At 63.1% G+C, this 13,642-nt stretch carries 16 protein-coding genes; 3 read left to right on the forward strand and 13 right to left on the reverse strand.

From position 1 onward, the window contains the following. Nucleotides 1–90 precede the first annotated feature (90 nt). Nucleotides 91–966 carry an acyl-CoA thioesterase II gene (tesB, locus tag EJ076_RS03230; RefSeq protein WP_126066881.1) on the reverse strand — a complete coding sequence of 292 codons (876 nt, stop codon included), beginning with the start codon at nt 964–966 and terminating at the stop codon, nt 91–93. A gap of 99 nt (nt 967–1,065) precedes the next feature. Here tesB and EJ076_RS03235 point away from each other — a divergent pair, with 99 nt between their 5' ends. Next, nucleotides 1,066–2,325, forward strand: coding sequence for a ubiquinone biosynthesis hydroxylase (locus EJ076_RS03235; RefSeq protein ID WP_164548814.1), 1,260 nt, complete (start codon nt 1,066–1,068; stop codon nt 2,323–2,325). Between the two features lie 10 nt (nt 2,326–2,335). Here the strand turns inward: EJ076_RS03235 and EJ076_RS03240 are convergent, their stop codons facing one another. The 3 genes from EJ076_RS03240 to EJ076_RS03250 all read right to left on the reverse strand — a co-directional run bounded on the left by EJ076_RS03240 (nt 2,336) and on the right by EJ076_RS03250 (nt 3,593). Further along, the gene (locus EJ076_RS03240; protein ID WP_109663898.1) at nt 2,336–2,863 is read right to left on the reverse strand and encodes a hypothetical protein; all 528 of its coding nucleotides are present in this window, start codon (nt 2,861–2,863) and stop codon (nt 2,336–2,338) included. 151 nt (nt 2,864–3,014) lie between these two features. After that, nucleotides 3,015–3,371 carry a YciI family protein gene (locus tag EJ076_RS03245; RefSeq protein WP_126066883.1) on the reverse strand — a complete coding sequence of 119 codons (357 nt, stop codon included), beginning with the start codon at nt 3,369–3,371 and terminating at the stop codon, nt 3,015–3,017. Between the two features lie 3 nt (nt 3,372–3,374). Next, nucleotides 3,375–3,593 carry a hypothetical protein gene (locus EJ076_RS03250; RefSeq protein ID WP_126066884.1) on the reverse strand — a complete coding sequence of 73 codons (219 nt, stop codon included), beginning with the start codon at nt 3,591–3,593 and terminating at the stop codon, nt 3,375–3,377. 222 nt (nt 3,594–3,815) lie between these two features. Between EJ076_RS03250 and EJ076_RS03255 the strand changes: the two genes are divergently transcribed. Beyond that, a complete protein-coding gene (locus EJ076_RS03255; protein ID WP_126066885.1) occupies nt 3,816–4,241 on the forward strand; it encodes an OsmC family protein in 426 nt (141 codons plus the stop codon). A gap of 55 nt (nt 4,242–4,296) precedes the next feature. Here the strand turns inward: EJ076_RS03255 and EJ076_RS03260 are convergent, their stop codons facing one another. The 8 genes from EJ076_RS03260 to EJ076_RS03295 form a co-directional block, all read right to left on the reverse strand. Next, the gene (locus tag EJ076_RS03260; RefSeq protein ID WP_126066886.1) at nt 4,297–4,926 is read right to left on the reverse strand and encodes a DUF480 domain-containing protein; all 630 of its coding nucleotides are present in this window, start codon (nt 4,924–4,926) and stop codon (nt 4,297–4,299) included. Nucleotides 4,927–5,150: 224 nt separating this feature from the next. Beyond that, complete coding sequence (locus EJ076_RS03265; RefSeq protein ID WP_126070951.1) at nt 5,151–6,791, reverse strand: LTA synthase family protein; 1,641 nt, start codon at nt 6,789–6,791, stop codon at nt 5,151–5,153. Between the two features lie 484 nt (nt 6,792–7,275). Then, nucleotides 7,276–8,055 (reverse strand): succinate dehydrogenase iron-sulfur subunit, encoded by a 780-nt coding sequence (locus tag EJ076_RS03270; protein ID WP_126066887.1) that lies wholly within the window; start codon nt 8,053–8,055, stop codon nt 7,276–7,278. Beyond that, the gene (locus tag EJ076_RS03275; protein ID WP_109663873.1) at nt 8,055–8,492 is read right to left on the reverse strand and encodes a DUF3052 family protein; all 438 of its coding nucleotides are present in this window, start codon (nt 8,490–8,492) and stop codon (nt 8,055–8,057) included. Before EJ076_RS03275 ends, EJ076_RS03270 begins: the two co-directional genes overlap by 1 nt. A gap of 2 nt (nt 8,493–8,494) precedes the next feature. Next, on the reverse strand, nt 8,495–10,330 hold the full coding sequence (sdhA, locus tag EJ076_RS03280; protein ID WP_126066888.1) for a succinate dehydrogenase flavoprotein subunit: 1,836 nt from the start codon (nt 10,328–10,330) through the stop codon (nt 8,495–8,497). A 1-nt stretch (nt 10,331) separates the two neighbouring features. Next, nucleotides 10,332–10,727, reverse strand: coding sequence for a succinate dehydrogenase, hydrophobic membrane anchor protein (gene sdhD / locus EJ076_RS03285; protein ID WP_126066889.1), 396 nt, complete (start codon nt 10,725–10,727; stop codon nt 10,332–10,334). Nucleotides 10,728–10,729: 2 nt separating this feature from the next. After that, entirely contained in the window at nt 10,730–11,149 is a 420-nt protein-coding gene (gene sdhC / locus EJ076_RS03290) for a succinate dehydrogenase, cytochrome b556 subunit (protein ID WP_109663862.1), read from the reverse strand. A gap of 242 nt (nt 11,150–11,391) precedes the next feature. Further along, nucleotides 11,392–11,820, reverse strand: coding sequence for a hypothetical protein (locus EJ076_RS03295; protein ID WP_109663858.1), 429 nt, complete (start codon nt 11,818–11,820; stop codon nt 11,392–11,394). 261 nt (nt 11,821–12,081) lie between these two features. Here EJ076_RS03295 and EJ076_RS03300 point away from each other — a divergent pair, with 261 nt between their 5' ends. Further along, nucleotides 12,082–12,444 (forward strand): hypothetical protein, encoded by a 363-nt coding sequence (locus EJ076_RS03300; protein WP_109663855.1) that lies wholly within the window; start codon nt 12,082–12,084, stop codon nt 12,442–12,444. On the opposite strand, the gene EJ076_RS03305 is transcribed toward EJ076_RS03300, so the two are convergent. Next, a complete protein-coding gene (locus EJ076_RS03305; RefSeq protein WP_126066890.1) occupies nt 12,428–13,636 on the reverse strand; it encodes a GGDEF domain-containing protein in 1,209 nt (402 codons plus the stop codon). The two genes, EJ076_RS03300 and EJ076_RS03305, sit on opposite strands and share 17 nt — an antisense overlap. Between the last annotated feature and the right edge of the window lie 6 nt (nt 13,637–13,642).

Consider the following 13,642-nt stretch of genomic DNA (forward strand, 5'->3'; position numbering starts at 1 on the left):
AAACAAAGAGATCGAGGAGCGTCCCGACGCAACCTGCCCACAGCTGCGGCGATGCATCTGCTTAAAAATTAGGCAATTTTTCCAAAATGCCTACTCTGCAGGCGATCGCTTGAGCCGGATCAGCCCTTCCTGCGCAACCGAGGCGATCAGCGTGCCGTCGCGGGCAAACAGCGACCCGCGCGTAAAGCCGCGCGACCCTTGCGTCGACGGGCTGTCCTGCGTGTAGAGCATCCAGTCGTCGAGCGCATGGCTGCGGTGGAACCACATGGCGTGGTCGAGGCTCGCCGCCTGGATATCGCGATCGAAAATGGCGCGGCCATGCGCGAAGGTCGAGGTGTCGAGCAGCGTCATGTCGGAGAGATAGGCAAGCACCGCCGCCTGGATGGCGCGATCCGCCGGCACCGGACCGGTGGTCCGGATCCAGATGTTCTGCTTCGGCTCCAGCTTCTCGCGGCTCGTGTAATGCTTCAGCATCACCGGCTTCATCTCGATCGGCCGGTCACGCTCCCAATAGCGTTTGATGCCTTCGGGCACCGCTTCGCCGAACTTGCCCAGCAATTCGCGCTGCGACAGCAATGTGTCCGGCCCCGGAACGTCCTGCGGCATCGGCACCTGGTGCTCGAGGCCGACCTCGTCCTGCTGGAACGAGGCCTCCAGCGAAAAGATCGCCTGGCCGTGCTGGATCGCCACCACGCGCCGCGTGGTGAAGGAGCCGCCATCGCGGATCCGGTCGACCTCGTAGACGATCGGCACCTTGGTGTCGCCGGGCCGCATGAAATAGCCGTGCAGCGAATGCACGTGGCGATCGAGATCGACGGTTCGCTGCGCCGCCACCAGCGCCTGGGCAATGGTCTGGCCGCCGAAGACGCGCTGCCAGTCGAGCAGGGGGCTGCGACCACGATACAGATTGTGTTCCAGCTTCTCGAGGTCGAGAATGCCGAGAAGCTCGTCCATGGCTGCCGTCATATTTCGCGCCCTCGCAGCAGAAGTGTTATGGCGGTTTCCGACAGGACGGACAGGCAGTCAAGGGCGCAAGACCCGGCCGGCGCGCAAGGAGCGAAGATGATGGAACGCAAGGCGGACGCGAAACCCAAGTCCGGGCTCGATGTTCTGGTCGCCGGCGCCGGCTATGTCGGCTTGGCCGCAGCCGTGTCGCTGAAGCAGGCGCGCCCGGGTCTCGCCATCGCTCTTGTCGATGCCGCGCCCGCTGGCGTCTGGCAAAGGGATGGCCGCGCTTCGGCCATTGCCGCCGCCGCCTGCCGCATGCTCGACCAGCTTGGCGTGTGGGCCGAAATCGCGCCGCAGGCGCAGGCGATCACCGAGATGATCATCACCGATTCGCGCACCTCCGATCCGGTGCGTCCGGTGTTCCTGACCTTCGACGGCGAAGTGGCGCCGGGAGAGCCGTTTGCACATATGGTTGCCAACAGGGTGCTGAATGGCGCCTTGCGGGCCAATGCGGAAAAACTCGGCATCGACATCATCGAAGGCGTCGCCGTGCAGGGTTTCGAGACCAACGGCGCCGGCATCACCGTGCACCTCGCCGACGGTGCGACGCTGAAGGCCCGGCTGCTGGTCGCCGCCGACGGCGTCAACTCCAGGCTGCGCGACATGGCCGGCATCAAGACGGTGAAGTGGGAGTATGGCCAGTCCGGTATCGTCTGCACCGTGGCGCATGAACGCCCACACAATGGCCGTGCCGAGGAGCATTTCCTGCCGGCGGGACCCTTCGCCACACTGCCGCTCAAACCCGGCGAGGACGGCACCAACCGCTCGTCGATCGTCTGGGTCGAGCGCTCGCAGGATGCCGAGAAGCTGGTGGCCGGAGACGATCTCGTCTTCGAACACGAACTCGAACAGCGTTTTGGCCTGAAGCTTGGCGAGATCCGCGTTGCTGACAAGCCGCGCGCCTGGCCGCTCGGCCTGACCATCGCGCGTGCTTTCGTCGCACCGCGCATTGCGCTCGCCGGCGATGCCGCCCACGGCATCCACCCGATCGCCGGCCAGGGTCTCAATCTCGGTTTCAAGGATGTCGCCGCGCTTGCCGAGGTGATCGTCGAGGCCGACCGGCTCGGCCAGGACATCGGCGCGCTCGACGTGCTTGAGCGCTACCAGCAGTGGCGCCGCTTCGACACGGTGCAGATGGGCGTCACCACGGACGTGCTGAACCGGCTGTTTTCCAACGACATCGGCCCGCTCCGCACCGTCCGCGACATCGGCCTTGGCTTGGTCGAACGCATGCCGCGCCTCAAGGAATTCTTCATCCGCCAGGCATCGGGGTTGTCCGCCGGCACGCCAAGACTGTTGAAGGGCGAGGCGATCTGAGCGCTGTCGCTCAATTGACTTCGAAGCCGAGCTTCTGCCGCAGCCGCAATATCCTCTGGTCGGATATCTCAAGGCGTTTCTCGCCACCTTGGGCGGCGCGGTTGACCATCTGCAGCAGATCGTTTCGCTCGGCGACATCGAGACGTTCGCGCAGGAACGGCGCCAGCTTGTCGATGACGATTGTGGTGTCGTCGATCTGTGACGCCGCCCATTTGGCGTAGACCACCGCTTCGTCCGTTTTCTTCTTGTCGGCAATCTCGGAAATCACCGCGCGAATGACGGCCTCGCGCTGCGGCAGGATCGGCCCGTTCTCGGAGACGATGGCGGTGATGAGCGTTGCCGCCGCTACGACCGGATCATCGATCGCCGTCAGCGGCGACAGGGCCGCCTGCTTGCGCAACTTCTTGCGGCGGATGTTGCCCTGCACGCGCCCGACGACGTCCGCAACCTCGCGAGCCGCATCGTTCATCGCCTTCATCCGATACCACCAGAACGCCGCCGCGCCCAACACGCCAAGGATAGCAATCAAAAACGGCATGCCGACATCCCCTAAGCCGCTGCAACGATAAAAGAACTCGCGCGGTGCTTCAACACGCAAAAGTTGCGCCCGGCGAAGAAACCTCGGCCTCTCCGTCAGGCGCTCCCCACGGCGCCGCCGCCCCAGACGGCGGGCCGCAAAGGAATCGCATCTACGATCCCGGCACATTGTAGATCGCGCGCACCTCGATAGTGCCGATTTCGGCCAGCGGAATCTCGCTGGCGATCTCCAGCGCCTCGTCGAGATCATCAGCTTCGATCATGACGAAGCCGAGCAGTTGCTCCTTGGTTTCGGCGAACGGGCCGTCGGTGACCAGGCTCTTGCCCTTGCGTCTGCGAAGGGTTTTCGACGTCTTCACCGATTGCAGCGCCTGCGCGATGATCAGTATCCCGCGTTGGTCCAATGACCGGTCATGAGCCAGCGAGTCGGCATCGAGCTTGGCCAGACGCTCTGTGGTCATGGCATGGAGACCTTTTTCCTCACCGTAGACCAGGCAAACATATTTCATCTTCTATCTCCTTTGTGACCAATCATAGGATGAGGCGATCAGGCTGTCGGTCCGGCCCTTGCCCGCGGCTGCATGGTCGAGAATGCACACCGCAATCCCGATGATGGCAACCGCCGCCAGAAGCCGGCCAAAGCCGGACCCCGGCGGATGCAGCCAGAAGTCTTCTCGTCGCCCGGCCTTGCAGCCTGCGCCTCTCCAAAGTGCGAAAAACAGATTGTCCATGTGAACCTCCATCCGGCCACAAAACCCGTGGCCGCCCGCAGGACGGGCGAGGGGGACCAAAGTCGACATTTTGCACCTGCATTTCAGAAAAGATTTGACCACCATCGCCGACACCGTGCCGTGGTTCAAAGTGCGCAGTGGCCTTCGCGCCCGCGCGCGCTATAGTTGACCGGACGCCGGGCTCAGCCCCGACACCGAGTCACGACAACCAAGGAGGAATTCATGGACCGCACCGCAAACGCCGTCTGGAAAGGCAATCTGAAAGAGGGCAAGGGCACGCTCGACACCCAGAGCGGAACCCTGAAGGGCACGCCCTATTCGTTCAAGGCGCGCTTCGAGGACGAGAGCGGCAAATCCGGCACCAACCCTGAAGAGCTGATCGCCGCCGCGCACGCCGGCTGCTTTGCCATGCAGTTCTCGCATTTCCTGGCCGAGAACGGCACGCCCGCCACCGAACTCGACGCCAAGGCCGTGGTGACGCTGGTTCCCGGTACGGGGATCACCGGCAGCGCCCTTACCGTGGTCGGCAAGGTGCCCGGCATCGATGCGGCGAAATTCAAGGAATTGGCCGAAAAGGCCAAGGCCGGCTGCCCGGTGTCGAAAGCGCTCGGCGCCATAAACGTATCGCTCGACGCCAAGCTTGGCTGAGAACGCTGCATCCGGTGTGAAGACCCGGCGCGAACGCTCAGGCGTGCGCCGGGACCTACGCGCCCAGCGCGTCCAGCCGGGCGCGGAGTGCGGCGACTTCCTGCTCCAGCGCCTCCAACCGTACCTCCAGGTCGGACGCAGGCAGGGCCGATGCACTCCGCTGCGCCGAAAGGGCTGCAACGTCCACCGGGCCGCTGAGGAGATGCACGTAGCGGTCCTCGCGCTGGCCTGGTCCGCGCGGGATTTCCAGGATGAGTGGCGGTCGGCGACCGATCAGCATATCGAGCTCGGTGCGCAGATCCTCGATCGACGGGAACCGCGCCATGCGCTCGCCCCGCGCCAGCAGCTCATGGGCCGTCTGCGGCCCGCGCAGCAACAGCAGGCCGATCAAAGCGGTCTGCGGCGTGGTCAGCGAGAAGCGCTGCGCCATCTGGTGCTCGTAGCGCTCGACACGCGAGCCGAACATCTGCCGCACCAGCCCCTTTTGTTCGAGCAGCTTCAGCCCCCGGTGCACCTCGGCCTGTTCCAGCGCCATCACCGGCTCGCGCGCCGTCTTCTGGTTGGCGGCGGCCAGTGCTGCATTGAGCGTCAGCGGATAGACATCCGGCGTCAGCTCCTTCTTCTCGATCAGGCAGCCGAGCACGCGGGCTTCGACGGGATTAAGGATGGGAAGGTCTTCGCTCATGGCTCTCTCATACCCGAAGCTCCCGATACCATAGCTGTTCGCGAAACGTCTCCTACTTTCGATCGACGGATGTAGCTACGGAGCGTCACACCTTTCAGTCCTTTTTCTCGCATCGGGGCGATAGCTAGCATGGGACATATGCACTGGCGCGCTTCGGCACTCATGCAATATCGCCCAAAAGTGGCTCCGGTTTCTGGGAGAACGACATGCATGAAGACAAAAGCTTAAAGCGCATCAGTCCCAGGCGCCGCAGCCTCCCGCTCCGGTTTCGGCTGCCAGAATGATCTGACCAGCACATCCTCGGCATGGATCGCGTCGTCGAACCGGGCCTGTCCAAGTTCCTGGGCCAGCGTCGGTCGATCACCGAGCAGCGAGACGCCAAAAGCGGCCTGGCCATTGGGAGGCGGCACGCCCAGCGCGTCCAGGATGGTGGGAAATATGTCAATCGTGCCCGAAAGCCCGGTGTGCGTTTTGGCAGGAACGCCAGCCCCCGACAGGGAGAAGAAGTTGCGTCGCTCATGCGTGTTCAGGCGATCCGTAACTTTGCTCGGCGCGCTGAGATGGTCGCTTTGCAACGCCAGGACGGTATTGGCCATCAGACCTTCGGCCTCGGCTTTGTGAATGAAGTCCGCGATGAGCATGTTCGTGCATTTCACGGCATGGAGAATGTTGGGGGTTTGTGGAGACAGTCCCGTCTTGCCGATACATTTGTCGGTGAGGTATCCGTCCATCGCATGCCCACCACTGACGGCGATCGTCAGCGAGAACGGTTTGCCGTCCCGCTGCGCGCGCCGCAAAACGTCAAGGCTCAAATCGAGAACTTCGGCGTCATCGGCGCCAAAGGCGCTGCCGCGCCCGGCGACGGCAGCCACGACTTGGGATCCCCCAAAAAGCGATGAATAGCCATGGGTGGAATAGAATGTCCCCTGGCCGGTGAAGCTGAGCGCCCAACCGGTGACAAAGTTCTGCTGATAGCCCCGCGCCTTCAGGACATCGCCCAGGCAGGTCAGGCCTGGCAGGAACTGCGAATTCTCCTCCAGGTACTGGCGCGTCGTGAAGAACGTTATCAGCAGCGGCGTTCCGCAGTTCGCAGCGACCATCCCTGAGATGGAGTTGTTGGTGTAGGCAAGTTGCACCATGTTGGCCGCCGAAACACCCCGCCTCTCGAATTCGAGTAGCGGCCCCATGACATCGCCGAACTCCTCGTCCATGTAGGTGCGCTCGGCGCTCTCGATGAAAATATGAATGAGGTTCTTTGGCCCCGCGGTGGCGGACGCTGCTTCTGCCTCCGGCTCTGTCAGAGAGCTGATGTCGACGAACCGCTTGGATAGGAAATCATGCAGCGGGTTGGGGTGGATCGCGGCGGCAATCGGCCGTGTCAGCATCGGGTTTGCCGCCAGGAAGAACGCCATCAGGGCGACATCCAATCCTCTTGTCAGCGTGCCGCGCGCCTTCAGGGCGCCGAGACCGAAAAGAACGACGAGAATGACCAGCATCGTGCTTCCGGTATTCCACAAATAGTCAAAAACGACACCAGGCGTGAGCATCCCGGCGCCGGCATGCATGAACATCGCACCCCAGTCAAAATAGCCAAAAACACTTTCGAGATAGACATAGACAAGGAAGAGAAAGCAGGGAATGAGCGAAAAATAGAGCCTGAACCACCTGCTTTCTCGCTGATCCGCCCTCTTGTCCCGGAGCCCGTCAAGCAAGACAAGCGCGACCAAAACCCCCAGGCCGAGAGCCGCAAGCAGCCCCTTCTCCTGAAAATAGATCAGCGACACAAGCCAGGTGAGCGATCCCACTGTTGTGACGCTGATCAATGACCCGGATACCGAATACCCATTCACGGTGAAGCCGCGCATCATTTTGCACCCGAACGACGCTCTGGGAAGTGAATATCGGGGACCACTTAAAACTATACTAAGACAATACCGAGCCGCCTTGCGTATCCAGCAATCAATTACTTGCGATATCGCTAATATATGCCGCCAAGACTCCCTCGGCTCTAGACTAGCAAACGAGATGTTTGGAAAAATGAAAAATGATCGGGCGCGGCCGGCGGCCGCCTGACAAGAGCAGGCCAAGCGAGGCGGACCGCTGCGCAGTCAGCGAGAACTGCCGAGCCATCTGAGCTGATCGCGTTCGACACGCGAGCCGGACATCAGCCGCACCAGCCTTTCTGCTCAAGCAGTTGGGCGCTTGGAGCATCCCCGCCGGCTGCCATCACCGGCTCCCGCCGTCTTCTGGGTGGCAGCGGCTCCGCATTGAGCGTCAGCGGATCCGACGGCAGCCCCTTCTTTCGACCAGCGAACCAGATCTTCGATCAGAAGGACCGCCTTGGCCCCGCTAAACCCTTCTCTCCACCATCATCTTCTTGATCTCGGCGATCGCCTTGGCCGGGTTGAGGCCCTTGGGGCAGGTTTGCGCGCAGTTCATGATGGTGTGGCAGCGATAGAGCCGGAACGGGTCTTCGAGATTGTCGAGCCGCTCGCCCTTGGCCTCGTCGCGGCTGTCGATCAGCCAGCGATAGGCCTGCAGAAGCGTTGCCGGGCCGAGATAGCGGTCGCCGTTCCACCAGTAGCTTGGGCACGAAGTCGAGCAGCAGGCGCACAATATACACTCGTAGAGCCCATCGAGCTTCTCGCGGTCCTCATGGCTTTGCAGCCATTCCTTGGCCGGCTCCGGCGACACCGTCTTCAGCCAGGGCTGGATCGAGGCGTGCTGGGCATAGAAATTGGTGAGGTCCGGCACCAGGTCCTTGACCACCTGCATATGCGGCAGCGGGTAGACCTTGACGGCGCCGGAAATGTCGTCGCAGCCCTTGGTGCAGGCCAGCGTGTTGGAGCCGTCGATGTTCATGGCGCAGGAGCCGCAAATGCCTTCGCGGCAGGAGCGCCGCAAGGTCAGCGTCGGATCAATCTTGTTCTTGACCCACAGCAGCGCGTCGAGCACCATCGGCCCGCAATCGTCCATGTCGACGAAGTAGGTGTCGATGCGCGGGTTCTCGTCGTCGTCCGGCGACCAGCGGTAGATGCGGTATTCCCGCAGATTGGTGGCGCCCTCCGGCTTCGGCCAGGTCTTGCCCTGCTGGATCTTCGAGTTCTTGGGAAGCGTCAGTTCGACCATTACCTGCGGTCCTTTCGGATGACGAGCTTCAGCCCAGACCAGATTTCATTGACGGCGGCGACCTTGACGTCAACAAGGTCGCGCTTCAGCGCCTCGGCGCGGACAACGCCCTCGGTGACGTCGGTGGCCACCTTCGATGCCTTCTTTGGCCAGGACACCCAGACCATGCCGTCGCGCTTGATCGCCGCCTCGACATCGCCGAGGCGATCCTCGATCTCGGCACGCTGCCGGGTGAAGGCATGGACGGCGTCATACTTCAGGGTCGTTCCCGAAATCCGCGACCAGTCTGCCAGCCGGTCGACTTGAGCGAAGTCCATGGATTCGGCGAGATCGCTGAGGTCGTCGGGGAGCGCGATAAAAGCGGCGGTCATGCCGTGCTTCAGGCCGAGCTTGGCCGGAAGGGGCGTGCCGGAATATCCCGAGGCCGCCAGCGCCATCGTCAATACACCCTGGCCTTCGGCGCGATCTTGGCGAGGCTGATGCCGCCGTCCTTTTCCGCCAGTTGCGGCTCGGTGTGCACCGGCCGATAGGAGAGCGTCACCTTGCCGTCATCGCTGAGCCGCGCCAGCGTGTGCTTGCGCCAGTTGGCGTCGTCGCGGGCGGAAAAATCTTCCCGCGCGTGCGCGCCACGGCTCTCCTTGCGCGCCGCGGCGCCGTAGACCGTGGTGATGGCGTTGGCCATAAGGTTTTCCAGCTCCAGCGTCTCGACCAGGTCGGAGTTCCAGATCATCGAGCGGTCGTACACTTTGATGTCCTTGAGCTCGCTCCAGATCTGCGAAATGCGCTTGCAGCCACTGTCCAGCGATTCCTGCGTGCGGAACACCGCCGCATCTTCCTGCATAGCCTTCTGCATCTTCTCGCGCAGCACCGCCGTCGGCGTCGAGCCATTGGCGTGGCGAAGCCGGTCGAAGCGGTCCATGATCTTTTCGACCGAGGCCTCGTTGGGTGAGGGGATCGCCGAATTGCGGTCGATCACCTGGCCGGCCCGGATCGCCGCCGCGCGGCCGAACACCACCAGGTCGATCAGCGAGTTCGAGCCGAGCCGGTTGGCGCCATGCACCGAGGCGCAGCCGGCTTCGCCGACCGCCATCAGGCCGGGCGACACCTTGTCCGGGCTCCTGGCCGTCGGGTTGAGCACTTCGCCCCAGTAATTGGTTGGCACGCCGCCCATATTGTAGTGCACCGTCGGCAGCACCGGGATCGGCTCCTTGGTCAGGTCGACGCCGGCAAAGATCTTTGCCGATTCCGAAATGCCCGGCAGCCGCTCATGCAGGACGGCCGGATCAAGGTGGTCGAGATGCAGGAAGATGTGGTCCTTCTTCGGGCCGACGCCGCGGCCCTCGCGGATTTCCAGCGTCATGCAGCGCGAAACGACGTCGCGCGAGGCAAGGTCCTTGGCCGACGGCGCGTAGCGCTCCATGAAGCGCTCGCCCTCGGAATTGACGAGATAGCCGCCCTCGCCGCGCGCGCCTTCGGTGATCAGGCAGCCGGCGCCATAGATACCGGTCGGGTGGAACTGCACGAACTCCATGTCCTGCAGCGGAAAGCCGGCACGCGCCGCCATGCCGCCACCGTCACCGGTACAGGTATGCGCCGAGGTGGCCGAGAAATAGGTGCGGCCATAGCCGCCGGTCGCCAGCACCACCATCTTGGCCGAGAAGCGGTGGATGGTGCCGTCGTCGAGATTCCAGGCGACGACGCCGGTGCAGGTGCCGTCCGGCTCCATGATCAGGTCAAGCGCGAAATACTCGATGAAGAACTGCGCATTGTGCTTCAGCGACTGGCCGTAGAGCGTGTGCAGCATGGCATGGCCGGTGCGGTCGGCGGCGGCACAGGTGCGCTGCACCGGCGGGCCTTCACCGAAATTCATCATCATGCCGCCGAACGGCCGTTGATAGATCTTGCCCTCTTCGGTGCGCGAGAACGGCACGCCGTAATGTTCGAGTTCATAAACCGCGGCGGGCGCCTGCTGGACCATGTATTCCTGCGCGTCGATGTCGCCCAGCCAGTCCGAACCCTTGACGGTATCGAAGAGATGCCATTGCCAATTGTCGGGACCCATATTGGCAAGCGAAGCGGCAATGCCGCCTTGCGCCGCCACAGTGTGCGAGCGCGTCGGGAACACCTTGGTGATGCAGGCGGTGCGCAGGCCCTGTTCGGCCATGCCGAGCGTGGCGCGCAGGCCGGCGCCGCCGGCGCCGACGACCACCACGTCGAACTTGTGGTCGACAAAGGTGTAGCCTGCCATGTTGGCTTGTTTTGCGTCCTTGGCCAACTCAGCCTCCGAATGTCAGCTTGAGCAGGGCGAAGATCGAGGCGACGCCGACCGCTATTGTGAAAAATGTGTTGAGCGCGATCAGCGCCAGCTTCACGCCTTCGCCATGCACGTAATCCTCGATGATCACCTGCATGCCGAGCCGCATATGGGTGAGCCCGGAGACGAGCACCAGGGCCATCACCAGCGCCACGAACGGATTGGCAAGGGCTGCCCGCACATGCTCATGGTCAGCGCCGTTGAGCGCGATCAGGAAACCGACGAAGAACAGCGTCAGCGGGATGTTGGCGATCGCGGTCAGGCGCTGGCGCCAGAAATGTCCGGTGCCCTCGCGGGAGGAACCCAGGCCGCGAACCTTCGCCAGCGGCGTGCGCATGTCGGAGTTGTTGCCGCTCATGATCAGGCCCCTCGCGCCATGTAGCCGGCGATCCAGATCAGCAGCGTGAGCAGGATCGAGCCGACCAGCGTCGCCCAGGCGATCTTCGAGGCCGTGTGCTTTTCGAGACCGGCGCCGGTGTCCCAGACCAGATGGCGCACACCACCCAGCATGTGATGCATCAGCGCCCAGGTGTAACCGAACAGGATCAACCGGCCGAGCCAGGTGCCGAAGGCCCAGTTGACCCAATCAAAGGTCGCCTGCGAGCTTGCCGCCGCCATCAGCCACAGGGCGACCAGCAGCGTGCCGAAATACAGCGCGCCGCCGGTGATGCGATGGATGATCGACATCGTCATGGTGATCGGCGGCCGGTAGATCGTCAGATGCGGCGAGAGTGGCCGTTCACGTCTGGCAAATTCGCGGGTGGCTGGTGATTTGCTCATGGCTCCCCCAGTTCGACGTCCGGAGCCGCGATGGAAAGCGGCATTTGCCGCCTTATGTATGACTTCGGACAGCCGGTTTCTAATGCTCTTTTTGCACCGCGTCAAAGCCAGAAAATCGTTTTGGAAACGTCATTTAGTCTGACAAAAAGGCAGGCTCGGGCTTCAATCGATTAGGGGCTGATGGCCCGCAACCGGCTCTGTATCGCTGCAGTGCAGCATACGCTGCTCATTAGCCGTGCGGCCTATCGCTTGCAGGTCTGCGGCGTCGAGCCCCTCTTCATCACCAGCGCCTCACGCCCGTCGATCACGATTGCGTTATGTGTGGCGGCCTCCTGGTAGCGGCTGGACTGGTTGGCGGGCGACGCCGCAAACTCTTCAGTCGCGCCATCCGGCTCGATCACACGCAACGATGAGCCGAGATTCTGAATGGTGATCGCGCTGCCATTGCCGCATCCATAGGTTGCCGTACCCACAGTGGATCGCGGCGCGGTGAGGTCGGTGGTGATCTTGGTTGAAGCTGCCGGGGGCGCCGCGGCTGCGATGGGTTGCTGAGCCGGCGCAGGCGAGACGACAGTATTGGCCGCTTTCGGTGCGCTGCCCTGTGGCACACAGGCAGCAACGATAACGAGCAACGGGAAAACGGACACCCAAATCGGCCGGCGTAGCGCCATATGCTGTCCTCCCGCGCGGCAAACCAGCCGCGATGCTCTGCCAAGATCAAGGTCATCCCGACGCCGGGACGGACACCGGCGCGATGGTGCGGTCAAGCATGGCCGAATGATGGCCACAGGGTTTTCCATCCAGTCGGATATTAACGGATATTAACCATGTTTACCGAGACATCGCCGCGAACCGCGTCAGCCTCTTAACAAAGGTTAAGAAAACGTTAATTTCTGATTCGAGGAGGCTTTCCTCAAGACACGGAGGACGCCATGCGTTCGAATTCGGGCAGATCGCGCCTTGCGGCGTTCATAGTGGCGGCCTCGGTCGTCGGCCTTGCAGTGCCAGCGCTTGCCGGCGCGCGGCACCAGGATCGCGTCTACGCCGATTCCTTCGGCAATCTCGTCATCGACAGCGCCGCCGGCTACAAGCGCATCCTCGTCGGCGAAGGCAGGTTGGCCAAGCAACTGTCCGACTACACCAGCGCCGGCCAGCCCAAGGTGATCTACGAGAACGAAGCCGACGAAATATCGGGCTACGGCGATTGCTACCGGCCGCCGGTGCTGGTGAAGGGCCGCTCCTATATGTACGGTCTCTCCGACGGCGAGATGCCCGAACTCAGCCCCTGCCGCTAGCTTCGATCCCGGCTGACGACCAGTTGCCGGCCGGCCCGACGGAGACGCGCACGCAATCGCGCCCGGCATTCTTGGCCTGATAGAGCGCCTGGTCGGCGCGCCGCATCAGATCGGCAAAGTCTTCGCTCGGATGAAGTTCGGCGACGCCGAAGCTCGCCGTGCAGCGGTTGTCCGCCGGCAATCCGTCGATGGGCAGCGCGCCGAAAGCGCTGCGCGTGCCCTCGGCGAACAGCCGCGCGGCGGCAAGGTTGGTTCCCGGCAGGATGATGGCGAACTCCTCGCCGCCGATGCGGCCGGCGACATAATGCCCGGCGGCGGCTTCGCGCAGGAAGCCTGCGAAAGTCTCGATCACCCGGTCGCCGGACGCATGGCCGAAACTGTCGTTGACGCTCTTGAAATGATCGAGATCGGCGATGACCAGCGCGACCGGCACGCCTTGCCGCATCGCGCCCAGCACCGCCAGCTCCGCATGGCGGGTGAAGCCGCCGCGGTTGAGCAGGCGCGAAAGCGTGTCCGTCTCCGATTTCGACGTCACTTCGGCGAGCACGTCGCGAACCAGGATGGCCAGCATCAGCAGCGCCAGCGCCAGCGCAAAGACAGTGCCGAGCGATTGCGACACCAGCGCGTAGTTGCTTTGCAGATAGGCCTGCGGATTGGCGCCCCAGCCGCCAAGCGCATGCGCGATGAACGGCTTGGAGGCAAACTGCAGGCCGCTGGCCGCCAGAACGGCCATCAATATGCGATCGAGACGGGCGGGCCTTTGCCTCGATGACCAGACGATGGCCAGCCCGATGAATTGCATGACCGCATAGGGAAGCTGGTAGGCCATCATGCGGACCAGCGACTGGCGCTGCAGGTCTTGCACGAAATACACAGCGGTGGTGGTGGCGACGAGGAACAACAGCATCGGCTTCCAGGGCGGCGCCACGCCGTATTTGCGGGCAAGCCCGCCATTGAACGCAATGGTGGCGCAAAGGAAGACCGCGAAGGCGGCAACGACCGGGAGCCGCGCGTCACTGAAAGCGGGAATGCTGAATTCGATGGCCGAATAGGCCATGCCCAGCAGATAGCCAAATGCCAGCCAGCGCGCCGGTGCGCGGCCGACATCATGGAAGGCAACCGCCATGAAGGACGCCGCCAGCAGGCCGGCTACCGACAAATTGATCAACAGGATGAAGTTGGCGCCGCTCATGTTCTT

Source organism: Mesorhizobium sp. M7D.F.Ca.US.005.01.1.1 (assembly GCF_003952545.1).
GTDB lineage: Bacteria > Pseudomonadota > Alphaproteobacteria > Rhizobiales > Rhizobiaceae > Mesorhizobium > Mesorhizobium loti.